The sequence below is a fragment of the Paenibacillus chibensis genome (genome assembly GCF_004001045.1).
Taxonomy (GTDB): Bacteria; Bacillota; Bacilli; order Paenibacillales; family Paenibacillaceae; genus Paenibacillus_AQ; species Paenibacillus_AQ chibensis.
Genome location: NZ_BIMK01000024.1, coordinates 55,738 through 82,171 on the forward strand (window position 1 = coordinate 55,738; position 26,434 = coordinate 82,171).

Genomic DNA, 26,434 nt, shown 5'->3' on the forward strand with positions numbered 1-26,434 from the left:
TCGGGCCCGCCTGAACTTATCCTTATTCATTTTCAATCTCGATTCCGAGAATGCTATTCAATCATGTTTTTCGTCGCCTCATACATCTTTGCTACGTATTCGTCGACTTCATCCCGCGACATGCGTAAGCGTGCCTCTGAAGTGCCATACCCCATTTCCTTCCTGCCCTCTTCCAATCCTTTGAAAATGCCATCCGCGAAGGCATCTAACGGTTCTCCTTGCGTATGCAGCCCTGCACCCCCCAAATCCGTATTCACGGCCGGAGGAGCAACCTCAATCACCTCTACAGACGTACCCGATAGCTGATGTCTCAGACTCATGGTGAATGAATGAAGCGCCGCTTTCGTCGCTGAATAGATCGGTGCAATCGCAAATGGCGTGAACGCAAGCCCGGAAGTCACGTTCAAGATCGCCGCAGCTTCCTTCGCGGCCAAATACGGAGCGAACAGCATCGAGAGATGGAGCGGGGCTTCGAGGTTCGTCGTAATCTCGTTGTTGAAATAAGTCCAATCTTGCTTGGCATCGGCTTTTAAAACGTTAAAACGCTGCTGGATGCCTGCATTGTTCACGAGCACGTTCACTTCCGGATAATTTGCCGTTACCCAATCAAATAGGGCTGCACGCTCGGATTCATGATTCAAATCGCTTACACGAGTAATCAGGCCAGGGAGCTTTTCTTGCGCATGTTGAAGAACATGTTCGCGTCGTCCCGTAACGATGACGGTGTTTCCGGCTTCGATAAAGCGTTCTGCAAAAGCGAACCCGATTCCGGTGCTTCCGCCCGTAATAAGTATGGTATTGCCCGAAAGTTTCATTATAGCTCCTCTTCTCTATCCTGATTTTCAAAGCCATCAAGCCAATGCCTTGAGATACGCCGGTTACAGATACGCTTCACCGGATCAATCGCCTAATAGTCTTGAATACGTTCGGTATAGCGTGAAATTTTATAATCGATTCCCTCTAAGGATTCCGTCATCAGCGAAATTTCAGCCATCACCGCTTGCTTATGATTCTGCATCATCTCAAGGCGAAGGGCGATAGTGCTGTCACCTTCGATGACCCAATCTATATATTGTCTGATCCCGCTGATGGGCATGTTCGTGTTCTTCAAACAAATCACCGTTCCAAGGAGCGCCATTTGATCTTCCGAAAATAACCGTCTGCCCGCTCCGTCACGCTCGATTAAGGGGAGTAGTCCTTTTTTTTCGTAATAGCGTAATGTTGATTCCGGTATATTGAATTGGGCTGCAGCTTCACTAATGGAATAATACTTCATCGGGAGGCCTCCACATTTTAATCTCATCGTCGACAGGAATAGGATACGACTTAAACCATGGTTTAAGTCAACAAGAAAATAAATCATACGCAAACAAGCCTCCTGTCACGGGTGGACAAGAGGCTTCAACCTTGAGCATATCCTTACTCAACAAATATTAGAGCGTGTATGAAAGAAAGCAGCTTTTATTCCAACAAAGCCTTAATCTCGGGATCCAATCTTAATGCACGCAGAATCAGCGCTACGGCCTCTGCACGTGTTGTCCCCGTATTCGGGGCAAACCGGTGATCACCGATGCCTTGAATAATCTTGGCGTTATAGGCTGAATCAATGACCGACTGAGCCCAATAACCGGAAGGGATATCGCTGAAGCCCGGCGCCGTTAGCATGGGCTTCTGCGTTTGGAAGTCAATCAACTTGGACAGAATCACAAGCATCTCCGCTCTTGATATCGTCCGCTTGGGTTGAAACGTTCCATCCGCATACCCTTGAATGAGTCCCTGCGAAGCAAGAATCTGAATATACGAAGTCGCCCATGGATCATCCATATCGGTAAGCTGAACGGTCTTATTGCCCATGTTCAGGCCAAATATGTTCACCATAAGTGCACTGAACTCGGCTCGCATGACTTGCTGGTTCGGCTTAAACGTCCCATCTTGATACCCCTCTATCCATCCTAATCTGGAGGCGAGGGAAATATCCTGGGATGCCCAGTGTGCCGGCGTATCCTTAAACAGCGGTTCTTGGTGCGTTGCCAAGGCCTGTTTGAGCGCGGCAATCCACTTTTCGCGATTGACCACAGGAGACAAGAAGCCGTTCAGCTCTGCCGCGGGCTGTTTGGGCTCATCCGGTTTCGGGGTAGGAACCGCTTGAGCTGTTGTGCCGGCTCCAGGCGTTGAGCTGCCCCCCGACGAATCATTTCCGTTATGATTATGACTATTCCCTGCGCTTGTGACGACCACTTCAATCGTAGCCGTCTTTCCTCCATAAGCAGCCGTTACAACGGTAGTCCCTGGTGCAATCCCCGAAATGATACCGTCCTTCACACCTGCAATGCTTTGCGCAGCAACGCTCCATGTGACACTCGGTGTGACATCCAACGTCGATAAATCCGAGTACGTTGCGGTTATAACGCTTGAACGGGTGTTGCCTTCCTGCAGGGTAACTTTGTTCGGACTCGCTTCAAGCCCCGTAAGCACGATCGACTGCGATACGGAGACATGCGATATTGCAGGTGCACTGGAAGCCATTCCGTCGGACACCACAAATTCAACCGTGCGCGTCTCTTTCGTTGGAATCGCAGCGGTAGATACATACGTCACTGCACGTAACGCGGATTCCCATTCCGCTAACGTTGCTCCTGCGGCAGAGGTGAGAGACATCACGCCTTGAGCTGCGTCAAATTGCGCGCTGATGTCACCCATGGTAGCTCCATCGTTGGTGAAAGCTAACACATCCTCCGCACGGTGATAATGATCGGTGATGCTCACCGTCGCACTCGGTAATAATAAATCATCGCGATCGGAGATCGTTAATTCCGGATCGATAACCACTGGCGGTGCGGGTGAAATATACGATGCGGTATGACCGCTCGCCTGAATGACAGGTGTTTGATTGGTTGCAGATACATTGACCGTTTTGGTCGCTGCTGCGGTTTTATGCCATTGATTTTCAATCTTAAAGGTAATGGTTCGATCGCTTGTATTCGGCGTGATTGCCGTTGAAGTGTACGTCACCGCTTGCAGGGCTGCTTGCCATTCTGCCGATGTTGGCGGTTCCCCGTTGGAAGTCAGGGTTAGAATTCCCTGCGATGCATCGTAGCTGCCGGAAATACGGCCCATCGAACCGTCATTCATGAATGAAAGCACATCCTCTGATCTTTGGAAGTGATCCGAGATGCTCACCGTCGCGTTCATCAGATTCATAGAATCCGAAGCTTCAACCTGCAGTCCCGGATCAACCGCTACAGGTATAGACGCTGCATTGTCACCTGCAGTAAAAGATGTGGCCCCGCTGCTCGCAGTCATTTTCGGCGGCTGGACAAACACAATCGGTTTGGTCGCAGGGGCGTTCGTCTTGGTTCCATCATTCACGGTAAAAGAAATCACTCGTGTCGCGGTATTCGGCGTCACTGCGGACGAAGTGTACGTTACTGCACGCAACGCAGCCTGCCACTGTACAAGTGTGGCGGTTGCTCCTGATGAGGTGAGGGTCAGAACACCCGTCCCCGAGTTATAGCTAGCCACGATATTCCCATAGGTCTCACCAGATGTATTCGTAAACGCTAAACTATCGCCGCTGTGAAAATTCCCTGGTATCGCGACTGTAGCGCTGGATAATGTTGAATTATCCAGGTCGGAAACCGTAAGCTCTGGATCAATCACCACAGGTGTAGCCGTCATATTGCCTGTTACTTCAAATACTGTCGGGCCACCGCTCATCGTCACAATAGGAGTCTGGTCTACGTCAGCGATTGTGACCGTTCTTGTGGTAGTACTGGTTACCGTATCGACCGATACTGTAAAAGAAATCGTTCGGGTTGCGCTATTCGGTGTCACTGCGGACGAGGTATACGTTACTGCACGTAACGCAGCCTGCCACTGCGCAAGTGTCGCGCTTGCTCCAGAAGAGCTGAGGATCAAAACACCAGTATTGCTGTTATCGCTTGCTGTGATATTCCCCATGTTTGCGCCATCATTCGTAAACGCTAAAATATCCTCGCTGTGCCAATTCCCGGTTATTGCGACTGTGGCGCTCTCTAATGTCGTATGATCCGGATCTGAAACCGTCAGTCCAGGATCAATAGCAACCGGCGTAGAAGTGACATTATCGCCCGCTATAAAGGCGGCACTGCCGGAACTAGCCGTTATTGTCAAACCTGTACTCGCTGCATCGGCAGACGACATCCATGAGAGATTGCCCAGCACGGACGTTTGGAGCATGCAGATCATCACAATGACTGCTAAACTTTTATGAAACTTCTTCATTATATCCCCCCTCGCTAAGTGATATAGCTGATATTGTTTTCTCTTTATTTATCGTCATCTATTTAATAAAAGCATAGAATCGTTCCTGATGTCATCCATTTTGTAATTATGCCGGAAGAATCTCAGTCCATAGAGTTCAACTGCCCACTCAACGGGTTTTCATATGCGGACGAGGGGAGCCCTTAGCCGTCTAGAGATGTTTCTGCATAAGCTGTCCTACTTGCGCAGCTACAGCTTCAATATCCCCATCAACTTCTTCCAGTACATACGATTCCAACACTCCGATTACAGCCATCCCCAAAAATTTCAAAGTAATTTGCTTATCGGCATTGTGATGCGAATACTCATCTGCATTCAGCTTTTTATCGATTTCCCCCATTGTAAAAGACAAAAACTTTTTGCGAAACGACGAGGTCCCCTTACTTTTAAACAAGGAGGCAAAAAAGGATTTATGCTGTTCAAAATAAGCAAACCATATAACCGTACCTTCAATGAGACCTTTATCTTGCTTCTGATCGCATATTTCGCGCAATTGAGCTAAATGGTCATCCACAATCGTATCTAGCAAATCATATTTATCTACATAATGCAGGTAAAATGTTTTCCGACCGATATTTGCTCTCTCCGTAATATGTTTAACCGTGATCTCGTCAAATTCTTCATCTTCCAACATGTGAAGAAATGTCGATTGAATAGCCTGTTGCGACTTTACAATTCTTCGGTCTATTTTATTCACACAACCGTCCTCCTTCATTCAATACACATATTCGTTCATTTGTGTAATAACACGCACATTGCGTCATGTGGTCATTGAAACTGCTCATCCCATATTTTAATATAAATATACACAAGTGAATTAACACACACAAGTGTATTATAAAATCTTATATAAAGGTGGTTTTAACGGTGACCGTTACTAAACAGAATGTACAATTTAATGCGCATGGGCTCCATGTGGCCGCAATTCTAAATACACCTGAACATGCTGAAGGGAAAAATCCCGCGATTGTATGCGTTCATCCGGGCAGCAGCTGTAAAGATCAAACGGCGGGAATTTATGCGGAGAAGCTTGCTGAGCTAGGGTATGTAACGATTGTATTCGATGCATCCTTTCAAGGCGAAAGCGAGGGCGAGCCTCGCTATGCCGAATACCCAGCTGCACGTGTTGAGGATATTCGATGTGCGGTGGATTACCTGACTACGCTTGACCATGTCGACGAGAATCGAATTGGTGTGCTTGGTGTTTGTGCTGGAGGCGGATATGCTGTAAATGCTGCCATGACAGAGCGTCGCATCAAAGCAGTCGGTACCGTCGTCGGCGCGAATATCGGCCGTGTAAATCGTGAAGGCGATCCGATCAAAGTGTTGGAAGCCATTGCCCAACAACGCACGGCCGAAGCGCGCGGAGCCGAATCTATGATTACACAGTGGATTCCTAGCAATCAGGCAGAAAGAGAAAAAGCTGGTATGACGGATATTGACCTTGTGGAAGCTGTGGATTACTACACAACCCCAAGAGGTCAGAGCCCTAACTCTCCGAACAAATTGAAATTCACTAGCATGGGCTCCGTCATCGGCTTTGATGTTTTTCACTTGGCAGAAAGTCTGCTGACCCAACCTTTGCAGATCATTATTGGTGATGTACAGGGAGCGTTCGGATCCTACAAGGATGGCCATGAGCTTTATAAACGAGCAGCTTCTGAGAAAAAAGATTTGTTCGTTATTGCAGGAGCAAGCCACTATGACCTGTACGACAGACCGGAACCCGTGAATCAAGCCGTTGAAAAATTAGGCGCTTTCTATAAAGAAAATCTGTAATATAATGAACGCAAATGGGGGTGTCTCAATAGACACCCCCTTTATATTTCCCATAAACGTGATCGAACCAACTACATACCTTCGAAAAACAGAGAAAAAATTGCGGAAAATTAGCGTTTTTGCTTCAATACGTTCATCTGAACACGAAAAATCCTAGGCTAAAGTCTAGGTTCAGACACTCCCCAAGACGGTTATGTCAGGCAAATCAGGCGGATATAATGGATTTATATCTCAGAGCGTGACGTATGAAGTCAAAGGAGTGTTGAAATGTGAAGGCAAAAGAAGCGCCTGCCAAGGCGCCAAACGGCAAGGTGCATTGGGTGTTTTTCAATCCAAAAACCTATGCAACGATTCTCTATTTATTGCTATCCCTCCCATTAGGGATCATCTATTTTACAATAGCGATAACGGGACTTGCGCTATCCATCGGTTTAACTCCAATATTTATCGGAATACCGCTGTTTTTTGGAGTAGCTAAGCTGCTGAATGGAATTGTGAATTTTGAACAAGGCATGATTAGACAAATTTTGGGTTTACCGCATCCGGCTGCTTCGAATACCTACCCTCCACAGCCTGAAGCTGGACGGAACTGGTTCATGGGAATGGTGAAAGGGTTTGACGGTGCGCTATTCATTCGAAACCTGCTGCTCGTCGTACTGAGATTTGTAACAGGCATTGTCTTCTTTGTTATTATGGTAACGGTGATTTCGCTAGGACTGGGATTTATTACGCTTCCGGTCGTCCACATCATTTTGATGAATGAAATGCAGATTGATATTTTGGAAAATAGCTTGTTTAGTTATTTCCATATCGATTGGACCTATAATCAGCAATATCTGCTGTACGTAGGCGTTGGCCTTGTCATCTCTTGGATCGCGCTTCACGTCGTGAACGGGCTCATGCAAATTCAGCGCCGAATCCTGTATGTGGATCAGCCATATCAACAGCCGGCAGTGCCCGAGGAAGCACAAATACATCCATCGTTTCAGTCGCTATATGATGATTACCCAGAGAATCAGCCTACTTCCGGGATGATGCAGCCAGCTTATAGAGAGCCTTAACTTACTGACCGTCAGTATAAAAGACCCCGTACCTTGCGATGGGGTCTATTTTTTGGTTAAGAGGGGGCATTTTTGCAGTTGGCTAAATTTTGTCCAGTACTTCTCTGTTTCCACATCACATTTAACCAATAAAAAAGAATCAAACACGTGAACCATCCAAAAAGATGCTCACGGTTTGATTCTTTCTTGAAGTACGTCATGGAAGCGAACCACGGCTTGTTTTAAAACCATGATCCCCTACCTTGCGATCCATCCGAAACCCTACTCCTTCACCGCGCCCAGCATAATACCGGATACGAAATACTTTTGCAGAAAAGGATATACGATCAGCATCGGCACCATTGCGATAAATACTTTGGCCGAATTCAGCGTCCGGTTAGACAGCTCCGACAGCTTCTTGTATTGTTCAGGGGTTAGATTGGTGCCAACCGGCATGTTGACGACAAGCTGCTGGATATAGGTTTGAAGCGGATATTTATCGGAAGTGTTCATCAGCACCAAGCCGTTAAAGAACTCGTTCCAGTGATACACGCTAAGGAATAACGCGACGGCAGCAAGCACGGGAATGGAGCATGGAATATACACCCGGAACAAAATTGACCAAGGACCGGCACCGTCGACGACGGCTGCCTCGTTCAACTCCTTCGGCAGATTGCGGAAGAAGTTCATGATCAGGATCACGTCGAACACCGGCACGCCTCCGCCAAGCACCAACGCCCAGATCGTATTGAGCAAATGATAATTTTGGATCGTCAGATACCACGGGATCAGTCCTCCGTTAAACAGCATGCAGAAGACAAGGATCCACATGAACGTATTCCGCATTTTGAAATCCTTCTTAGGCCTTGCCAGCGGATACGCCATTAATACGGTGACCAGCAAGGAGAATCCTGTGCCGAGCACGGTTCGCTGGATGGAAATCCAGAACGAATTGAAGAACAGGCGATCGTTGATGATTTCCTTATACGGCGATAAGGAAAAACCGATAGGGAAAATGGTAACCAAACCTGCATTCGCTGCGGACTTGTCGGAGATAGATACACAGAAGGTGTACCACAGCGGGTATACGCAGCTAATGAGCAACAGGCCGAGGACGATGATATTGGCAATTTCAAACGTCCGTGAGCCTAACGTTTTATTTCTGACCAATGCAGCGCCCTCCTTTTAGAATACCGTGTAATCGGCATAGCGATACGCCAGACGATAGGATATGAATATGAGCACAAAGCTGATGACCGACTTGAACAGTCCGGCCGCCGTCGCCAGCGAGAACTGAAGATTTTGCAAGCCCAGCCGGTACACCCATGTATCCAAAATATCCCCGGTTGAATACACAAGCGGATTATACAGGTTGTACACCTGATCGAAGCCGGCGTTCAGCACGTTGCCTAAACTCAAGACGCCCAGCAATACAACCGTAGTCGTCAGCGCAGGCAGCGTGACACGCCGGATCAACTGCCAGCGGTTCGCGCCGTCAATGGCAGCCGCCTCATACAGATTGGGATTGACGCCTGTCAGTGCCGCCAGGTAGATAATCGCGTTATAGCCAAACTCCTTCCACACATCAGTGCCGATGAGCAGCTGCCGGAATATGCCCGCATCCGCCATAAATAGCTTGGGGTCCACGCCGAACATGCCGATGACCGTATTGACGACGCCATAATAGCCGAATATTCCGATCACAATCGTTGACATAATAACCCACGACAGAAAGTGCGGCAGGTAAACAACGGTTTGAACCAGCTTTTTGTAGCGCAAGCTGCGAAGCTCATTCAGCAGAATGGCAAAGATGAGCGGAACCAGCAAATTAAACACGATTTTGCCGACAGCGATGATAAAGGTATTGAGAATGACCGTCTTGCTGTCATTCAGCTGAAACATATACTTGAAGTTCGCCCATCCGACCCACTCGGATTTGAACAATCCCGCTCCCGGATTATAATTCTGAAATGCCATCACAATGCCGAACATCGGCACAATACTGAACATCACAAGCCAGACCATCCCCGGCAGCAGCATCAAATAATAGTGTTTCTGATGGCCCAATTTTCTCATTACGGCTAACCTCCCGTCTCTCTATATAAAATGAACTAAAGTTTAACCTCGATTCTCCTTCATTCCATCCGGTATACAGGCGAAGTGCTTTCCCTTTCTTTAGTTCAATTTATCTAGCAGGGATAGCAAAGCTTGCAAAAGGCACTTGTGACCATTGTGCCTCCCGCAAGCTCCCGCATCATTACTTCTTCAAGAGTTCCGTGACCTCTTTCGTGATCTCGTCTCCGCCTTGAGCCTTCCAATCCTTCACGAATTTATCGAAGGAGTCGAGCGGCGCTTGGCCGAGGATGATTTTCAGAACGGTCTCATCCTCCATCTTTTTCAGGTTGGCCCATTTCGTTTCCATCGTCGGGGTCTGGTTGTAGGTGACGCTGTACACCTTCTTATCGATTGGAATCGTTGTGAACGGACGATCGCCGATCATGATGGAATAGAGGCGCTGGAAGTCGCCGAAGTTAGCCGTGCTGAAGTTGCTGACATTCAAATCGTCGTAAGGAGCCTTAATGACGTCCTTCACCTTTTTCGCATCGGCATACATCAGCTTGTACAAGCTATTAGGCTTGTTATAATCCTCGGGCTGGGTCTCGCCCTTCAATACTTTCAGAAGCTCGGCATATTCGTATTCCGTCTCATTGGCCGCGGCCATGACGTTGCGAAGCGGATACCAGCCCACAGCAACAGATAAATCAAAGGTCGCTTCATCGCGCACCAGGGCATTGTTCATGATGAGGATAGCCTTGACGACATCCGGCTTGGCGTTTTTGCTAATAATGGTGTAGGTACTGCCTGTCGTCTTCATATGCGCATTCCACTTATTATCGTCGGAATAGACCGGATAGGCCTGCCAGTTCGCCGTTGGATCGTTCTTGAAGGAGTCCCCGTTGCCGTAGCCGCCATTCCACCAAGGGCCGAAGAAAATTCCAGCCTGATTGGCATTGATCGGATCGCCTACGTTGTCACGGGTGCCCACCTCGGGATCGATCAGCCCTTTTTTGTACCAATCCGCCAGCAAGGCGAGCGTTTTTTTCGTATTGTCCGTCAGCGTTCCGTACGATACCGATCCGTCGCCATTGTCGAGCCAATAGCCCGGATACGCATCCATGGCGCCAAAAATCGGATCAAATCCGCCCATATTGTTGGAGGACAGAAGGAACGTGGAATAAGGGAACGAGTTTTTGGAAGGTCCGGCGATCCCGATCGTTTTGTCCCCGCCAAGCTTGTTATCAATAAATGCTTTTGCCGTCTTTTCGATATCGGATGTCGTCTTTGGCACCGGCAGCTGCAGCTTGTCGAGCCAATCCTTGCGAATCCATAGGACGTGAACGCCGTCGGTATCCACCGTAATGTTCGGGAGCGAGACCATCTTGCCCTTATAGCTGGCGTTCTCCATCGCGCGGCCGTCGGTGCTCGCCATAATGTCCTTTACCTGCGAGGACTGGTACTGCTGGAACAGATCGGTAATATCATACAGCAGTCCCGAGCTGGCCGCTTTCGTCATGAAGGAGCGGTCATCGACGACCATGCCGTCAGGCAGCTTGCCCGATGCGATCGTCAAGCTGACCTTCTGCTTGAAATCGTTGCCGGTGGCTGCGGTCCAATCGACAATCACATTGATGTTGTACTTTTCCTTGAGGTAACGCGTGTACTGGTTGTTGCTTACGCTGTCGCCTTCCGGCAGCGTTTTGTCTGTCGGATCCACCGCCATGCCGATGTGAACGTCAACAGGTTTAGGAAATTTCGAGAAGGCCAGGTCATCTCCCGACAGTGCCGGGGCTTCGGAGCTTGTGTCCGGATTTGAAGACGCTTTCAAATCATTCGATGAATCCTTGGAAGAAGAACACGCCGTCAAACTAAGACCAAGCAATACGACGGAGAGCAGCATTGCCATATTCCTTTTCATCTTATCCCTCCTTAAAGAATCGGGAAGCCATGCTTACTTCGTAAGCCATTGCTTCGTTCCTTGCCTTCTCATTGTACATGGGAAGCGGAGAAAAAAAGTCAGACGGATGTGCGGTGTTTTGTGACAGGGACGGGAACGAGGTAGATATTTGTTCGATAGATTGCAATCAGTCATCCCCCCTATGAAACTGGGCCCGGAATTCCGAGGGCAGGAGACGGGTCTGTTCATAGAAAAGCTGGGAGAAATATTTGGAGTCGTTGTAGCCTACAGCATGAGCAACCCACGCGATCGACTGATTGGTTTCGCACAGCAGCCGCTCGGCGGCCCGGATCCGCTCCTGCTTCAAGTAATCATTGAATGTCGAACCCGTCAGCTTCTTAAAGCATTGGCAAAAATAGCTTCGGCTCATATGCACATGATCCGCGACGTTCTCGGCATGAAGCGTATTGGAAGCCTGCTCGCGAATGAACAATACGGCTTTGAGAATGCTGGTGGTCGTATTCGTAAAATGGGTGGATGCCGCAACCTGCGCATAAACACGGTTCCTGTAATCGCGCAGCCATTCCACAGCCGATCGAACGTCATTTGCATCCGACCGGAATTCGGTATCCAGATCGAAGACGGTTTCCATTTGTGACAGCACACGCATGAACAGCCCCTCTAGACGGCGGAAGGAAATTTTTGCTTCGACAGTCTGTTTACATAAGCGCTGGAAGACGGACTCATTATAGAGCCAGTAGTGTGAGCGCCACTCCTGCTCCAGCCTGCTCCACTCTTCGTCCTCCTGTGAGCAGGTGTTTGTCCCGAGGGAAGACGCAGGCGCAGATAAGGCGGGAGGCTTGGCGGGAGGCTCAGACCTTTCGCCTATTAACTGCTGCCGGATCCGTTGCAAAATCTGCTCGTCGTCCTCCGATTCCAGACGCACCTTGGAGATGTAATCGAGCACCCCCATACGATACGCGGTCTGTACATTCTCAAACTCTTCGTGAAACGATAAGATAACGGAACGCAGATCCGGAAATCTTTGGCGCGTGACTTGAAGCAGCTCCATTCCCGACATGACGGGCATCGAGAGATCCACGAACATCAGATCCACTTCATGCGTTTCCATAAACTCCAGCGCTTTGGCGCCGTTCGCCGCTTCACCAACCACCATCATATCGTGATCGGACCAAGGCATAATCGAAATCAAGCCTTTGCGCGCAAGCTTGTCGTCGTCAACAATCAATACACGGATCAAATCGCTCTCTCCTTTCCGGGATGGAGATAAGGAAGATTTAACGTAACTGTTGTACCTTGATTCGGCGTGCTTTCGATAACCATCCGGGCTTTATAGCCATAAAAGGATTCCAGCATGGAGCGGACATACCGAAGCCCAATCCCCCAGCCCGTCTGCTGCTGATCCGGCGTGTCGCGCTGCAGTAAGGCCAGCGTTTCCCGGCTCAGCCCTTTGCCGTCATCGCGGATGATGATGCGTACCAGCTGCGTCGTTTCATCGGGCATAACGATGATTTCCAGCCTGCCGTTATCGTCAAGCCCGTGACAGACGGCATTTTCCACAATGGGCTGCAGGATGAATCTCGCAACAGGGCTATCGAGATAAGCCCCTTCCGCAATATTCAGGTTCACCTCAAAATCATGCCGCATCTGCTGCAGCTCCAAATACGTTCGCATAATCTGTATTTCCGACCGGAAGGTGGCCGTTTCCTCTGATTTCCCCAAGTTATAGTTCAGCAAAATAATTAACGAGGAAACAAACTTCTCAATCTCCTCCTGCTTATGCATAGCCGCCAGCCATCGTACCGAATTCAGCGTATTCATCAGAAAATGCGGGTTGATCTGGTAGGCAAGCTTCTCGATCTCCAGCTGATGCCGGCGCTTCTCCTTCTGCTCCACATCCATAATCAGCTGCTGAATTTGCCGCTTCATCATATTAAACTGATCGAATAACCGGTCAAATTCATCGATCCCCGTATGATATTGCCGGGTGCCCATGTAACCCTTGCCGAAGGTTCTCATTTCCTTCTCAATCAACCGGAAAGGCCTGTTTATCAGCCTGCGCAATAACAGCGTGATGGTAAACATCATCAGGAGGGCAATGGCGAGAATCCAAAGCATATGGTTTTTCCATGTATACAGCTCGTGATTGTAGCTGGAGACGGGAAGAAGCAGCGTCATGCTGTAACCATAATCGCCTGTCGTTCGGTTCCATACATATTCGCCAGTCGTGCCCGATTCCCCGTCTAACAACAGCTGCTCTCCGGCCCCGAAAGCCGCCGGATTACTGCTGTAGGTCACCGAGCCTGCCGTATCGGTAAACACAAGCGCATACGGCATATTCAAGCTTGCCGAAAGTGAATTCATATCTGCGGGGATATCCGTCCTGGCTTCCACATAAACGACTAACTGCGTTCCGTCCGAGAATCGAACTTCCCTGGTCACCGACACGACCAGATCATCGCTGAACCGGCATAGAGACTTATGCGGAGACTGGTATTTCAGCTCCTCCATCCCGGCGACATTAGGCAGAGATTGCAGCTTGAAATCTCCGCGCAGCGGCAAATTCGAATACGAGGCTTGTCCGTTTGCGGGATTGTAATACATGACCAGCTCCATCGCCGGGTTCGAAAAAGTAATCAATCCAATATTGTAGGCAATATCGCGGGAGAGAAGACGCTGACTGTAAGTGTCGACGGTGTAGATATACGTCTCCATCAGGTTGCCCACGGTACCTTCCGGCGTCATTTGCTGAGTGACTTGAAGTAGGTTATTGTACATCTGATTCAGCTTCGACCTTTGCTGGTACAGGTCAAAAGCCATCGAGGTTTTGATTTTATCGCGCTGCATCGTGTAGATCGCGTTATAGGAGACAGACGCCATCAAGACGGCGCATCCCGTAAAGCCAACCGTCAAAAATACCATAATTCGTTTGCGAAGAGAGGAGAAAACAAACCGTTGACGCAGCATGGACATGAAGCCTTTTTTACTCCGGGCAGCCTTTAACGAGCGATTGCCTTTCACCTCCACCACCTCACAACAAGTATGGAACAATATTCGCTGTTCACCGTGTTTATCCTTCCTGATGAAGAGGGAAGCTGCGTGGAACTGCAAATATATTAATCACCAGGAAAAGCAAACACCCGCTCAATGAGCGGGTGTTTGTATGGAGGGGAAGCATGGCTGTATAATCCACAATTCGCTGCTCCTGAGCAATTGTTCCCTTCTGACTCTTCGAATGGTGCAATATATTTCTTTTACGTCCACTTATAACGTTATAAGGAAAAATGTTCAAATGTGTATGTTATAATCACCGTAACTACTTATATATTACATGCCCCTGGTGGATTATATTTTAATGAGAAAATTTATGTTACGGGTTCAATGGTTATCCCTGATTGCGATTTTGACTACATTTTTGTCTCATTCTATATCTGCTGCTGACTTCACAGAACTTCCTAAACCCCAATGGACTGTTACATTACCAGAGAATACAACCACTGATTATTTTGACAAAAATTATTATACTCTAGGCAGAAAGTACCTACCTATCTTGTCTAAAAATAACGGTTCTACTACAGCGTACACGTTATTTTATCAGAACTTAGGTGGAAAGACTAAATGGCCTTAGATGATGCTACGGGCAATTCAAAATGGTATGCAGCTTGCCTTATGCGTACAATGCCTTCGACATGGATCTTAATGGGGACCTGTACTATATTGAATGAAATAGGGGAAAATGAAGGGGAACTTAGCCGGTTAAAATGTGAATAAGTGTTGAAAACATTGAGTTTTCACGATACACACGATACGGATTATTATAAAATAGCATGAAAACTAAATCGGGGTGTGGAAACGGATGTCCTTCCCAAATATTTAATAATATGCCAATTTTTAGCACTTTGCTATCCACCCATACCCTTCTAAATACCATCAAAGTATAGTTGGATTGTATTTAAGCAATGAAGGCAATCAACGACACCTTAAATAGGTTCATCTTAATATTGAAATAAATATAAAAAATCGGGTCGTTTTCAGTTTTTAAATTTGCTATTTGGGTTATGGGGGACAGTCGTTTCGCGCAGAGTAAGTAATAATGCCACAATCTAGTCTCTACCTATTTAAAATAAATTGTTCTATCCGTTGAAAGTTTATTAATTTCAAGCATACTAATTGCTTTAAAATTTTCATTATATATCATAAGATTATAATCCAAGTTATTACGTATCAACTCAATCTCTTCATCTGATAATTTTTTGTCCATATTCAAAGGTAATTCTATGGCGTACTTTCTTTTCCCATTAGTCTCGATAGGTTGAAGTTGAAAATAATCGGATTCTTTAACTTTAAGAATATTTGATACTTCTTTTGGAAAAAGTAATCTGTAATATAATTGGGGTTTTGTGATTAATAATTTTTGATAAAATTTCTCGTTAAATGTAAATGTCCAGGTATACACGAGTTTATTATTTCCATACTTTATATCAAATGAACTTACACTGAAGTTGGCAGGGACAAACCAAAGATTATTCTCAGTTCCAGACGCTTCATCCAATTGACGATTAATATTATCAAACGTCATATTTTGATTTTTGCTACAACCAGCAAGTAACAAACAGAGAACTATAACAAATAATCGTAATTTAGGCATGAATTTTCACATCCGTTAATATAAACTTTTGATACGTAATAGATTAAGTAAAGAGCATAACACCCTGTAATATTCCAAGATTGTTATGCTCTTTGAAAAAGTTAATTAAGAGCACCTGGTTCAGTTTTAACAGTCATGGGAATGTAATGTATTATGTTACCCTTAATCCCTGTAACTTGAAGCTCGTTTAAAAACGATTGACCTGGCTGATAAACAGGATCAAGAAAGGAGGCCACTGCCTGCGAGCCATCCCGATGTTTTGGTGCTTTATATGAAAATTGTTTAGTTACAGGTATAGATGATGAGCCAGAGGTAGCACCATTAGGACCATAAGTAAAAGTAGGGATAAGTGCAGCAGTGTCACCTGAAACTTCATTAGTCACAAAAGTTAATTTCTGAGTAGTGTCACTATTTGATTTTACCTTAACGTACATAAAATCAATAGATTGATATTGATTTGTTTGATAGGTGATTTTAACATTGTTTACCACTGTAGTTTTAGTGAAATTTGCATCACTAATAAAAGATTTCACTGCGTCATAAAATGATATTGCAATACCCACCCCATCAGATATGGTTCCTCCCGCTGTTTTCATTACTGTAAACATTAAATTTTCGGATGCAGCCACAAAAGAGTTACTATTTTGTAAAACAGCAACAGTCGTTCCCCACAATGATGATGGAGAACTGGTTGATTGTGCAGTTAGATGTTGAACTTCATATGTAACTCCATTTTTAATCCAATCCTGTCGATAACTAGACCAAAAAATATTATTACTTTGAGGAGGATTAATTCTAGGAGAAATCGAGTTCGATTCATTGACACTATTTGCATTTAAGAGATCTGCTACTTGAGCATCCAAATATTGTAAATGCTTGTCCCACTTTGGCCATACTTACAGATTACTCTATCTCATATACTTTCATAATTGTATCCATATTCAAGAATTCTTTTGTGTATCTAGAATTCTCTTTCACTTGATTGTTTTCCTGTATTGTAATGTTTACATACAGCAATAATGACATCTTTACCTAACTTTTTATCCTCAAGATCAGTTAACACCTTTGCCATATATAGCATTCATGTATGATGCCGGACTAGATATTGAAATTAGTAAGAGAGGCACAATGTTTGTTGAGATAAGGGAAAGGAGACCTTTGTTCACAAGAATTCTAAAGGACGTATCATGATTCGCAAGGAACAACAACGTATTAGAAATTGTAAGAAAGCTTAGAGATAAAGGTGTATATGGTATGTACTAGATTCTCGGACACTACAACCCAAACCTCATTAGTACTTGAACAAGCACCCTTTGCCGAAAGAAACATTCGCTTTCTGAATGCAAATACCTTTTATCTTGATATGAGTAGCACTCTTGCAAAGGATGAGTTGAAATAGTCGCAAAAAGCGAAAACGGAGCCCTGCTGATTTACGAAGTCCCTGTTCCCCTTGATGGTTCATGAATCATCGCTTCGGTGGATAAACGCATCCTTGATTTGACGTCTTTTTAAATAAAACTGGGGAACAGGTATCCGTGAATATTAAAGGAGTGATGGTGCATTACTTCGCTGTGACCTCGGTCTCAACTTCGCAAAACAGATGAAGGGAGCGCTGTGATAAAACGTAACGCCATCGTGTTGGAGGGGGTCTTTTGCTTGCAGATACTAAGCTGCTTTCCGTTTGTACGCGCGCATCGCAAACATATACGCTACGAGCATCATTCCGACGCACCACGCGAGTGCGATCCAGATATCATTGCCTACCGGTTGACTTGATAATAGGGCACGGATGGTTTCTACGATAGAGGTCACCGGCTGGTTGTCGGCGAAAGCGCGAACGACCTTCGGCATCGAATCGGTCGGTACAAAGGCCGAGCTAATAAATGGCAGGAAAATAAGCGGATAGGAAAAGGCGCTTGCACCTTCCACCGATTTTGCGGACAATCCGGCGATCGCCGCGACCCAAGTCAAAGCCAGCGTAAACAACATGAGTATACCGGCTACGGCGAGCCATGGCAGGATGCCTGCCGACGAGCGAAAGCCCATCATGAGCGCTACGAGAATAATGACGACAAGAGAAATGACGTTGGATACCAGCGAGGTCAGCACATGCCCCCACAGCACGGCGGAACGCGCAATCGGCATGGAGTGGAACCGCTCAATGATGCCCCGCTGCTTATCCATAAACAGTCGGTAAGCCGTGTAGGCTATACCACTTGCAATCGCAATCAGCAGGATGCCAGGCAACAGGTAGTTGACATAGTTATCCGTACCGGTTTGGATGGCGCCGCCAAACACGTAGACAAACAGCAGCATCATCGCAATCGGAGTGATGCAGACCGTGATGATGGTATCCATGCTGCGGAAAATATGACGCATGGACCGTCCAAGCATAACGCTCATGTCGCTGAAAAAATATTTGTTCATCCGTTATTTATCCTCCTTTTTACCGACGATGGCGAGGAAAATCTCCTCCAATGAAGGTTGTTTTTCCACATACTCCACCTTTGCCGGTGGGAACAGCTTCTTGAGCTCTGCGAGCGTGCCATCGGTAATAATCCTACCCTCATGCAAAATAGCAATTCGATCAGCAAGCTGCTCAGCCTCATCCAGATACTGGGTGGTTAGAAATATCGTCGTGCCGCCGTCCGACAGCTCCTTGACGGTCTTCCATACCTCGATGCGAGCCTCGGGATCAAGCCCGGTCGTTGGCTCGTCGAGGAAAATGATCTGCGGGTTTCCCACAAGACTCAAGGCGATGTCGAGCCTGCGGCGCATCCCCCCTGAATAAGTAGCTGCCTTGCGGTCCGCAGCGTCTGTCAGACCAAAGCGTTCAAGCATGTTATCCGCAACCTGACGCGGATTCGTAAGGTGCCGCAGCTTGGCGATCATGATCAAATTTTCCCGCCCGGTCAATATTTCGTCCACGGCAGCAAATTGCCCCGTCAGACTGATCGCATGCCGCACCTTCTCGGGATGTGACGCGACGTCAAATCCATTCACGTTGGCGGTGCCTTCGCCCGGTTTGAGCAGCGTGGTGAGAATTTTGACAATCGTTGTCTTGCCCGCGCCGTTGGAGCCGAGCAGGGCGAAGATTTCGCCTTGCTTCACTTTAAAATCGACGCCCTTTAGGACTTCTGTGTCCTTGTAAGATTTTCGCAGACCTTTGACTTCAATTGCTGTTTCCATCCCGGCATCCCCCTTTTACCTTTTTTTATCCGTAACCTTTTTTATGGCCTTGTTTACTTCTTGGCCAACAGATTCTTGATAGATGTCAGCGTAAGTTTTGGAATCCTTGATTAGATCGTCGCAAAAGGCCGCTACGTCACGGCCCGTTACTTCGAGCACGCCTTTCCCCGAGGACGCTCCCTCTTCGAATAGATCGACAATCCCTGAGAGCACTCCTGTCCCTTCGGTTAGCTCCACAGGTCCGACCTTAAAGAGATATTTTTGAATCTCTTTATAAACGATCTGATAATCTCGCGGAAGCGCTTTGACACGCGCTACGTGCGCTCGCCACTCTTTTTTGCCTTCGATGATATCCCGTATTTTCATGTTATCCTCCTACTGATATGGAATGAATGAACTACTTGCCTAATTTCTTGGCAATATTATGGTTGAGCTGCTCACGCCATTTGTCGCGAAAAGACTTTGCCCCTTCTTCGCCAGCCAGCGCGGAACAGAAGCCTTGGATATCGTCACCCAGCACCTCCTGGACTCGCTGACCGTCCGCCGCCGCTTCTTCGAGCAGGCCAAGCACACCATCAAGAATTGGCATAAGGTTGCGGCCGGTGAAATCGGAGTGCGGCCACAGATGGGCATTAATTTTTTCCCATGCCGCTTGATAATCTGCGGGCAGCTTTTTGGCTCGCGATTCAAAAGTTCTGAGTTCCTTGGTCATGTCGCTGCCGGTGATTTTTTCCCAAAAATTCATTGCTTGTTCTCCTTTAACTCGTTAATTTTTGATGAGACGAATTCCCATTTTTCCCAGAACCTCTGCAGCTCCTCGCGCCCCGCGTCGTTAATGGAGAAAAACTTTCGGGGCGGTCCCATGTCGGAGGGCTTCTTGGTGATCTCCACCAGCTTGTTTTTCTCCAGCCGGATCAGGATGGTGTACACCGTTCCCTCCACAACATCTGTGAAGCCGAGGGCATTCAGCCGCCGCGTAATTTCGTAGCCGTAGGTTTCTTTGCGGCTTATGATTTCAAGGACGCAGCCCTCAAGCGACCCTTTGAGCATTTCCGTTAGATTTTCCAGCACAATCACTCCTTGCTATGCTGTATGACTGGTATGAAGTATTACTTAGTACTGCTATAAAGTATCACGTAGTAGCTGCAATGTCAATAACGTTTTGCCCTAACACGGCGGATTTTATTTTTTCAATATCCTACCTGCTGGCTTAGTAATCCATTACAAATTAAACTCTTTCAGGGTCCTCATTACTTGCCCATGTTGTTAATATTATGCCGCACTCGCACTGCATGTCGCATTGCCTTGAGATGATGCCCATGCTAGGCGTACTCGCAAAAAAAAGCCCCAGAATAGGGACTTTTTAAACCACTTAAAGCAAATACCTCCGTTTCGGAAAGCATTTGCTTTAAATGATAAAAACCCGCTCAACTGAGCGGGTTTTATGTATGGAGGCGAGGGGAGTCGAACCCCTGTCCGAAGACAACGCCACATAAGCTTCTACGGGTGTAGTAACAGTTTTGATGTCACCCAATCAAGCTCCCCGTCACCGGATCTCAAAAGGGTCAGCCTGATTATCTTCTTCCGTCGACCCCAGGCGGAGACCGAAGCGGCGTATCCCACTACTTGTTAGCCCCTAGCCTAGTCACATGGGCGATGCTAGGTAGGAGCACGCTAACAGGTTATTAAGCTGCTAAAGCGTAGTTGTTTTGTTGTTTGCCATTTAATAGGCTTTAGCGTTGATGAAGTGGACGCGTCCCCACTACCCGCAACCTATGCTCGAACTATCCCCGTCGAATCCAAGAACGCCCCCTTATTATAAAGGGCTTCTTCGGATTAGATGAGCTGCTCTGCAGCATAAGAAGCAATCTATTCCGCATCCTTTCCCTCCATAAGAAAGGACGATCAGAAGCTAAATCATGTTCATGTAAAAGACCGCTTGTTAAGCTCGCCTCTTACATTACTTATTATATCACACCATCCGGCCAAAATGACACAGAGGATGCAGGAAATACAGGTGAAACTTGGTTGATCTTTCGTTTAACCGTGCGTTAACGCGCGATTTTCTGTTTCTCGCGCAGTGCGCGCTGGATATCACGCTGTGCATCACGCTTGGCAGCCGTTTCACGCTTGTCGTACTGCTTTTTACCGCGACCAAGGCCGAGCAGCAGCTTGGCATAGCCATTGCGGATATAGATCTTCAGCGGAACAATAGAGAAACCTTCCTGCTTCGATTGACCGAGCAGCTTATGAATCTGTTCCTTATGCATCAGCAGCTTGCGCGTGCGGGTCGGATCGCTTGGATTGCTCCGGTTACCCTGCTCGAACGGGCTGATGTGCATGTTGTGAATATGAATTTCCCCATTACGGATCGTTGCGAACGCGTCGCCGATATTCGCCTTCCCGTTCCGGATCGACTTGATCTCGGTCCCGGTCAGCACCATGCCTGCTTCGTACGTATCCTCGATGAAATAATCATGGGAAGCTTTCTTGTTCTGGGCCAGTACCTTCCCGTCACTCTTCTTACCACCCATGTTCTTCACTCCTCACCCATTACAAAATAGCCGGACTTCCGGTATTTCGCCATCATCATGACGCATCGTACCAGAAGTCCATTGTATCAACTGACCTCCGCAAAATCAAGGCGGAGCAAGGCTCCGCCGCCGCAGAACGGCTTACTTTTTCTTCTTACGCACAAAAGCGGCCGTGCCGTTCTTCGCGGCGCCTTTTTTCTTCTTGCGCTTGCGGAAGCCGCCTTCCTCACCGGCCGGCGCACCGCCTGCTTCCGGCTCGCCGCCATGGCGCTTGCGGCGCTTGCCTTCCGCCGGAGCCGCGCCCTCGCCTACGAAAATGCCGCTGCCGGACGTTTTTTTCTTCCGTCCGCTGCTTGCGTTCTCGCCCAGCGCCGGCGAGTTGTAGCCGCCCTTGCCTGAACCGAAGCCGAACGTCATCGGACGTTTCGCTTCGACGCTCGCGTCCACGGGTGCCGGGCCTCGGCCTCCCGCAGCGCCGCCGCCGCGTTTGCCGCGCTTACCCGCGGCTGCGCCAGCGTTGCCCTTACCCGCAGCCTCGCCGGCTGCGCCTGTGGCGGTGCGCTCGCGCTTGCCCGGACGGCCGGCCTTGCCGCCGCCGTTACCTCCGGCTTTGCCGCGACCGCCGCCGCGCGCGGCACCACCCTTATCGCCGCGTTCGCCGCCGCGGCCGCCAAACCCGCCGCCGCGATTGCGTTCGCGGCGCGGCTTCATGTCGAGCAGCTCGAAATCGATCGTGTGATCGTCCATGTTGACGCGCGCCACGCGGATCTTGATCTCGTCGCCGATGCGGAACACCTTGGACGTACGTTCACCGATGAGCGACATCGACTTCTCGTCGAAGTTATAGTAGTCGTCCGTCATCGCTGCCAGACGAATCAGGCCTTCAACCGAATTCGGCAGCTCGATGAACATGCCGAAGTTCGTTACGCTGCTGATCATGCCGTCGAATTCCTCGCCGACCTTGTCCAGCATAAACTCGGCCTTCTTCAGCTGATCGGTATCACGTTCAGCCTCGACCGCCACGCGCTCACGCTCGGAGGAATGCTGCGCAATCTCCGGCATGCGTGATGCCAAATACTCCTGCCGCTTCTCGGAAAGGACATTGTTGCTCTCGATCACCTCGCGGATAACGCGGTGAATGACAAGGTCCGGATAGCGGCGGATCGGCGACGTGAAGTGCGTGTAGAACTCCGCCGCCAGGCCGAAGTGGCCGGACATGTCCGCATCGTACTTCGCCTGCTTCATGGAGCGAAGCATCATCGTGCTGATGACGGTTTGCTCCTTGGTGTCCTTGATTTCTTCCAGGAGATTCTGCAGCGCCCGCGGATGGATCGTATTACCGCGGCCTTTGACATGGTAGCCGAAATTCTCGGCGAACGCCATGAAGTTCTGCAGCTTCTCCGGATCCGGATTTTCGTGAATCCGGTAAATGAACGGCACCTTGAGCCAGTGGAAATGCTCGGCCACGGTCTCGTTGGCTGCCAGCATGAATTCCTCGATGATCTGCTCGGCAATCGAACGCTCGCGCTTCACGATATCGACCGGCTTGCCGTTCTCGTCTACGATCACCTTCGATTCGACGAAGTCGAAATCGACGGCGCCCCGGTTCATCCGCTTGGAACGCAGCCGCAGCGCGATCTCTTTCATCAGGCGGAAGTCGTCTACCAGATCCTTGTAACGCTCCATGAGTTCTGGCTCTTCATCTTCAAGGATTTTGCGCACATTGTTATACGTCATCCGTTCCTTCGTCTTGATGACGCTGGTGAAGACGTCATGCTTCACAACCTTCATATGCTCGTCAAATTCCATTTCGCAGGATAGCGTCAGACGGTCCACCTGCGGATTCAAGCTGCAAATCCCGTTGGATAAACGGTGCGGCAGCATCGGAATGACCCGGTCCACGAGATACACGCTGCAGCCGCGGTTGTAGGCTTCTTTATCGAGTTCGGAGTTCTCCCGCACATAATAGCCGACATCGGCAATGTGAACGCCGAGACGGAAGTGTCCGTTCTCAAGACGCTCCACGTTGACCGCATCGTCCAGATCTTTGGCGTCCTCGCCGTCGATGGTGACGATTTTCTTGCCGCGCAGATCACGGCGACCCTGTTTCACGATCTCTTCGTCGGTGATGGAATCCGGAGCGCTCTCCGCCTCTGCCATTACTTCCTCAGGGAAGCCCTCCGGCAGCTGATGCTTGCGGATAATCGAGAGGATGTCCACACCCGGGTCATCTTTATGCCCCAGCACCTCAATCACTTCGCCTTCAGCCGCAGAACGGCCCTCCGGATAGTTCACGATATGGACGACAACCTTGTCGCCATCCACTACGCCGTTCACGGATTCCTTCGGAATGAAAATATCGCGCACGATCCGCTTATCATCAGGCAGCACGAAGCCGTATGCTTCATGCCCCTGGAATACGCCGACCACCTGGCTGGTGGCACGGGTCACGATCTTCACGACCACGCCTTCAAGCTTCCCGCCGGCAGGGCCGCGGGTCGTAACGCGCGCGAGCACCGTATCGCCGTTCATGGCGCTCATCAAATCATGGGCACCGATATATACATCGGGATGCTCTTTATCTTCGGGAATCAGGAAGGCAAAGCCCTTGGCATGCACCTGCAGCCGCCCGCGCAGCAAATCCAGGCGCTCGGGAAGCCCGTACCGGTCCGAACCCGTGATCATGATTTTGCCTTCTTGTTCCAGTGCATTCAGAAGCTTCAGGAATTCCTTGAATTCCACCGCGTCGGAAATCGCAAAATGCTTTTCCAGCTCCTGATACGTCATGGGTTTATAATCCGGTGCCTGCATCAAATCCAGTATCGATTGTTCCGTTATCATCATTATCTCCTCAGTCGACCCGCAGGTAGGAGTGCTTTTCACCTTCACCTATCGCGAGGTATCTATGTATTGATTCGTCATGGGGTTTCGCCGCTTTAATATACACATACCCTAGTATACACGAATTTAATCGTTTGCATCCCTGCCCGGCGCCACTCACCATGCAGCATACATCGCGGCAAAACGTTCGTTATATATTAAAAAACCCCCGCTCTTCATCATTTGAAAGAGCGAAGGTTTTCAAGGTACGGCTATGTTATTTCGCAAAGACTGCCACGAGAATCGCGAGGATAAAGAAGCAGGCTGCCACAACCACCGTTGTACGCTGCAGGATCAGGTCCATACCGCGTGCTTTCGTTTTTCCGAAAAGATGTTCTGCGCCACCGGAGATGGCACCGGCCAAACCTGCGCTTTTCCCTTTCTGCAAAAGAACAATAGCGATCAATGCGATCGAGAAAATTACAAGCAGCACTTTCAATAAGATATCCATTCGTTCCACCTCCTAATAGCTTAAACATCATTCTATGTTTGAAGTTGCAAAAATCCATGTTGGATAAGAATCAATCGTCCATAAAACAGCATTTTTATTGTACCATAGCCTATTTCCTAAAACAAGGACTTCCCCCGTCTCTGCTTTCAAAAAAGACCAAACTCCCCCACACAAAACGGGGTCAAGCTTCAAAGTTCATTCAGGTGCTTTGCAGGGAGCTCTGAATTTTATCCTGTTACAACAAAAAAGCCGCCCCGGACTTCAATGCCGGGACGGCTTTCTTCACTACAGCGCAAAGGCTGATTATCTTTTCAGGTTGTAGAAGGATTTCAGGCCGTTGTATTGAGCCAGTTCAGCCAGTTCGTCCTCAATGCGGAGCAGCTGGTTGTACTTCGCGATACGGTCGGTACGGGAAGGCGCACCCGTTTTGATCTGGCCTGCGTTCGTTGCCACGGCGATGTCAGCGATCGTGCTGTCCTCGGACTCACCGGAACGGTGGGAGACAACAGCGGTGTAGCCTGCGCGTTTTGCCATTTCGATTGCGTCGAAGGTTTCTGTCAGCGTACCGATTTGGTTCACTTTGATCAGAATCGAGTTACCGATGCCTTCGTCGATGCCTTTGCTCAGGCGCTCTGTGTTCGTAACGAACAGGTCGTCACCCACGAGCTGGATTTTGCTACCGAGTTTCTGGGTAAGAAGTTTCCAACCTTCCCAGTCGTCTTCGGAGCAGCCGTCTTCGATCGTGATGATCGGATATTTGTCGACCCAAGAAGCGAGCAGATCAACGAATTCAGCGGAAGTGAAGGATTTGCCTTCGCCTTCGAGATGGTATTTGCCGTCTTTGTAGAACTCGGTCGAAGCGACGTCCATGCCGAGGAATACGTCAACGCCTGGTTTGTAACCGGCTTTTTCAATAGCTTCCATGATGGAGGACAATGCGTCTTCGTTGGAAGTAAAGTTCGGAGCAAAGCCGCCTTCGTCGCCTACTGCAGTATTGAGGCCTTTACCTTTCAATACGGATTTCAGGCTGTGGAAGATTTCAGCGCCTGTGCGCAGTGCTTCCTTGAATGTAGGAGCGCCAACAGGCAGAACCATGAATTCTTGCACGTCCACGTTGTTGTCGGCATGAGCGCCGCCGTTTACGATGTTCATCATTGGAACAGGAAGCTGCTTCGCATTGAATCCGCCGAGGTAAACATACAGCGGCAGGTCCAGCGCGTCAGCTGCTGCGCGTGCCGTAGCCATGGAAACAGCCAGGATCGCGTTTGCGCCCAGTTTGCCTTTGTTTGGCGTTCCGTCCAGTTTGATCATCATTTTGTCGATGCCGAGCTGGTCCAGCGCGTCCATGCCGATCACTTCAGGAGCAATGATTTCGTTCACGTTTTTAACGGCGTTCAGAACGCCTTTGCCCAGGTAACGGGATTTGTCGCCATCGCGAAGCTCAACGGCTTCGTGAGCGCCTGTGGAAGCGCCGGATGGAACGATAGCGCGGCCCATTGCGCCGGATTCGAGATAAACTTCAACTTCAACAGTCGGGTTGCCGCGGGAGTCGAGGACTTCGCGAGCGTACACGTCAGAAATAATAGTCATTGTACTTGATCTCCTTTGTTGTTCAATTTTGGTCCAGGTGTAAAA

22 protein-coding genes and 1 other RNA gene are annotated in these 26,434 nt (G+C 48.6%); 2 read left to right on the top strand and 21 right to left on the bottom strand.

What is annotated here, in order from left to right; translation table 11 throughout:
* Positions 1-53 precede the first annotated feature (53 nt).
* The 4 genes from PCH05_RS18420 to PCH05_RS18435 form a co-directional block, all read right to left on the bottom strand.
* Positions 54-815, bottom strand: coding sequence for an SDR family oxidoreductase (locus PCH05_RS18420; RefSeq protein ID WP_127604538.1), 762 nt, complete (start codon positions 813-815; stop codon positions 54-56).
* Between the two features lie 92 nt (positions 816-907).
* Positions 908-1,276, bottom strand: coding sequence for a MerR family transcriptional regulator (locus tag PCH05_RS18425; protein ID WP_127604540.1), 369 nt, complete (start codon positions 1,274-1,276; stop codon positions 908-910).
* 185 nt (positions 1,277-1,461) lie between these two features.
* On the bottom strand, positions 1,462-4,152 hold the full coding sequence (locus PCH05_RS18430) for an S-layer homology domain-containing protein (protein WP_164766711.1): 2,691 nt from the start codon (positions 4,150-4,152) through the stop codon (positions 1,462-1,464).
* Between the two features lie 301 nt (positions 4,153-4,453).
* The gene (locus tag PCH05_RS18435) at positions 4,454-4,999 is read right to left on the bottom strand and encodes a TetR/AcrR family transcriptional regulator C-terminal domain-containing protein (RefSeq protein WP_127604544.1); all 546 of its coding nucleotides are present in this window, start codon (positions 4,997-4,999) and stop codon (positions 4,454-4,456) included.
* Between the two features lie 170 nt (positions 5,000-5,169).
* Between PCH05_RS18435 and PCH05_RS18440 the strand changes: the two genes are divergently transcribed.
* Positions 5,170-6,081, top strand: a complete 912-nt coding sequence (locus PCH05_RS18440) for an alpha/beta hydrolase (protein WP_127604546.1) — start codon at positions 5,170-5,172, stop codon at positions 6,079-6,081.
* Between the two features lie 269 nt (positions 6,082-6,350).
* Positions 6,351-7,142: a sensor domain-containing protein gene (locus tag PCH05_RS18445; protein ID WP_127604548.1), complete on the top strand. Its 792-nt coding sequence runs from the start codon at positions 6,351-6,353 to the stop codon at positions 7,140-7,142.
* 261 nt (positions 7,143-7,403) lie between these two features.
* Here the strand turns inward: PCH05_RS18445 and PCH05_RS18450 are convergent, their stop codons facing one another.
* The 17 genes from PCH05_RS18450 to eno all read right to left on the bottom strand — a co-directional run bounded on the left by PCH05_RS18450 (position 7,404) and on the right by eno (position 26,389).
* Positions 7,404-8,291 carry a carbohydrate ABC transporter permease gene (locus PCH05_RS18450; RefSeq protein WP_127604550.1) on the bottom strand — a complete coding sequence of 296 codons (888 nt, stop codon included), beginning with the start codon at positions 8,289-8,291 and terminating at the stop codon, positions 7,404-7,406.
* Between the two features lie 15 nt (positions 8,292-8,306).
* A complete protein-coding gene (locus PCH05_RS18455; protein ID WP_127604552.1) occupies positions 8,307-9,197 on the bottom strand; it encodes an ABC transporter permease in 891 nt (296 codons plus the stop codon).
* A 181-nt stretch (positions 9,198-9,378) separates the two neighbouring features.
* Complete coding sequence (locus PCH05_RS18460) at positions 9,379-11,097, bottom strand: extracellular solute-binding protein (protein ID WP_127604554.1); 1,719 nt, start codon at positions 11,095-11,097, stop codon at positions 9,379-9,381.
* 166 nt (positions 11,098-11,263) lie between these two features.
* A complete protein-coding gene (locus PCH05_RS18465; RefSeq protein ID WP_127604556.1) occupies positions 11,264-12,337 on the bottom strand; it encodes a response regulator transcription factor in 1,074 nt (357 codons plus the stop codon).
* Positions 12,334-14,118: a sensor histidine kinase gene (locus PCH05_RS18470; protein ID WP_127604558.1), complete on the bottom strand. Its 1,785-nt coding sequence runs from the start codon at positions 14,116-14,118 to the stop codon at positions 12,334-12,336. Before PCH05_RS18470 ends, PCH05_RS18465 begins: the two co-directional genes overlap by 4 nt.
* A gap of 1,093 nt (positions 14,119-15,211) precedes the next feature.
* The gene (locus tag PCH05_RS18475; RefSeq protein WP_127604560.1) at positions 15,212-15,745 is read right to left on the bottom strand and encodes a hypothetical protein; all 534 of its coding nucleotides are present in this window, start codon (positions 15,743-15,745) and stop codon (positions 15,212-15,214) included.
* A 101-nt stretch (positions 15,746-15,846) separates the two neighbouring features.
* Positions 15,847-16,608 (bottom strand): hypothetical protein, encoded by a 762-nt coding sequence (locus PCH05_RS18480; protein WP_127604562.1) that lies wholly within the window; start codon positions 16,606-16,608, stop codon positions 15,847-15,849.
* 802 nt (positions 16,609-17,410) lie between these two features.
* Entirely contained in the window at positions 17,411-18,172 is a 762-nt protein-coding gene (locus PCH05_RS18485) for an ABC transporter permease (protein ID WP_127604564.1), read from the bottom strand.
* A 3-nt stretch (positions 18,173-18,175) separates the two neighbouring features.
* Positions 18,176-18,934, bottom strand: a complete 759-nt coding sequence (locus PCH05_RS18490; RefSeq protein WP_127604566.1) for an ABC transporter ATP-binding protein — start codon at positions 18,932-18,934, stop codon at positions 18,176-18,178.
* A 15-nt stretch (positions 18,935-18,949) separates the two neighbouring features.
* On the bottom strand, positions 18,950-19,300 hold the full coding sequence (locus PCH05_RS18495) for a DUF1048 domain-containing protein (protein WP_127604568.1): 351 nt from the start codon (positions 19,298-19,300) through the stop codon (positions 18,950-18,952).
* 31 nt (positions 19,301-19,331) lie between these two features.
* Positions 19,332-19,679, bottom strand: a complete 348-nt coding sequence (locus PCH05_RS18500; RefSeq protein ID WP_127604570.1) for a DUF1048 domain-containing protein — start codon at positions 19,677-19,679, stop codon at positions 19,332-19,334.
* A complete protein-coding gene (locus PCH05_RS18505) occupies positions 19,676-20,002 on the bottom strand; it encodes a PadR family transcriptional regulator (RefSeq protein ID WP_218030537.1) in 327 nt (108 codons plus the stop codon). The genes PCH05_RS18500 and PCH05_RS18505 overlap by 4 nt, the downstream gene beginning before the upstream one ends.
* Before the next feature lie 378 nt (positions 20,003-20,380).
* Positions 20,381-20,747, bottom strand: a transfer-messenger RNA (tmRNA) gene (gene ssrA, locus PCH05_RS18510).
* A 238-nt stretch (positions 20,748-20,985) separates the two neighbouring features.
* On the bottom strand, positions 20,986-21,468 hold the full coding sequence (smpB, locus tag PCH05_RS18515; RefSeq protein WP_127604575.1) for an SsrA-binding protein SmpB: 483 nt from the start codon (positions 21,466-21,468) through the stop codon (positions 20,986-20,988).
* 141 nt (positions 21,469-21,609) lie between these two features.
* Positions 21,610-24,309, bottom strand: coding sequence for a ribonuclease R (rnr, locus tag PCH05_RS18520; protein WP_127604577.1), 2,700 nt, complete (start codon positions 24,307-24,309; stop codon positions 21,610-21,612).
* Between the two features lie 256 nt (positions 24,310-24,565).
* A complete protein-coding gene (secG, locus tag PCH05_RS18525; RefSeq protein ID WP_127604579.1) occupies positions 24,566-24,799 on the bottom strand; it encodes a preprotein translocase subunit SecG in 234 nt (77 codons plus the stop codon).
* 303 nt (positions 24,800-25,102) lie between these two features.
* Complete coding sequence (gene eno, locus PCH05_RS18530; protein WP_127604581.1) at positions 25,103-26,389, bottom strand: phosphopyruvate hydratase; 1,287 nt, start codon at positions 26,387-26,389, stop codon at positions 25,103-25,105.
* Positions 26,390-26,434 lie beyond the last annotated feature (45 nt).

Bases quoted from the DNA above. Each gene is read 5' to 3' on its own strand.
- smpB (WP_127604575.1), bottom strand. From the start codon at position 21,468: ATGGGTGGTAAGAAGAGTGACGGGAAGGTACTGGCCCAGAACAAGAAA.
- secG (WP_127604579.1), bottom strand. From the start codon at position 24,799: ATGGATATCTTATTGAAAGTGCTGCTTGTAATTTTCTCGATCGCATTG.
- PCH05_RS18495 (WP_127604568.1), bottom strand. From the start codon at position 19,300: ATGAAAATACGGGATATCATCGAAGGCAAAAAAGAGTGGCGAGCGCAC.
- PCH05_RS18485 (WP_127604564.1), bottom strand. From the start codon at position 18,172: ATGAACAAATATTTTTTCAGCGACATGAGCGTTATGCTTGGACGGTCC.
- rnr (WP_127604577.1), bottom strand. From the start codon at position 24,309: ATGATAACGGAACAATCGATACTGGATTTGATGCAGGCACCGGATTAT.
- PCH05_RS18500 (WP_127604570.1), bottom strand. From the start codon at position 19,679: ATGAATTTTTGGGAAAAAATCACCGGCAGCGACATGACCAAGGAACTC.
- eno (WP_127604581.1), bottom strand. From the start codon at position 26,389: ATGACTATTATTTCTGACGTGTACGCTCGCGAAGTCCTCGACTCCCGC.
- PCH05_RS18425 (WP_127604540.1), bottom strand. From the start codon at position 1,276: ATGAAGTATTATTCCATTAGTGAAGCTGCAGCCCAATTCAATATACCG.
- PCH05_RS18460 (WP_127604554.1), bottom strand. From the start codon at position 11,097: ATGAAAAGGAATATGGCAATGCTGCTCTCCGTCGTATTGCTTGGTCTT.
- PCH05_RS18420 (WP_127604538.1), bottom strand. From the start codon at position 815: ATGAAACTTTCGGGCAATACCATACTTATTACGGGCGGAAGCACCGGA.
- PCH05_RS18490 (WP_127604566.1), bottom strand. From the start codon at position 18,934: ATGGAAACAGCAATTGAAGTCAAAGGTCTGCGAAAATCTTACAAGGAC.
- PCH05_RS18455 (WP_127604552.1), bottom strand. From the start codon at position 9,197: ATGAGAAAATTGGGCCATCAGAAACACTATTATTTGATGCTGCTGCCG.
- PCH05_RS18475 (WP_127604560.1), bottom strand. From the start codon at position 15,745: ATGCCTAAATTACGATTATTTGTTATAGTTCTCTGTTTGTTACTTGCT.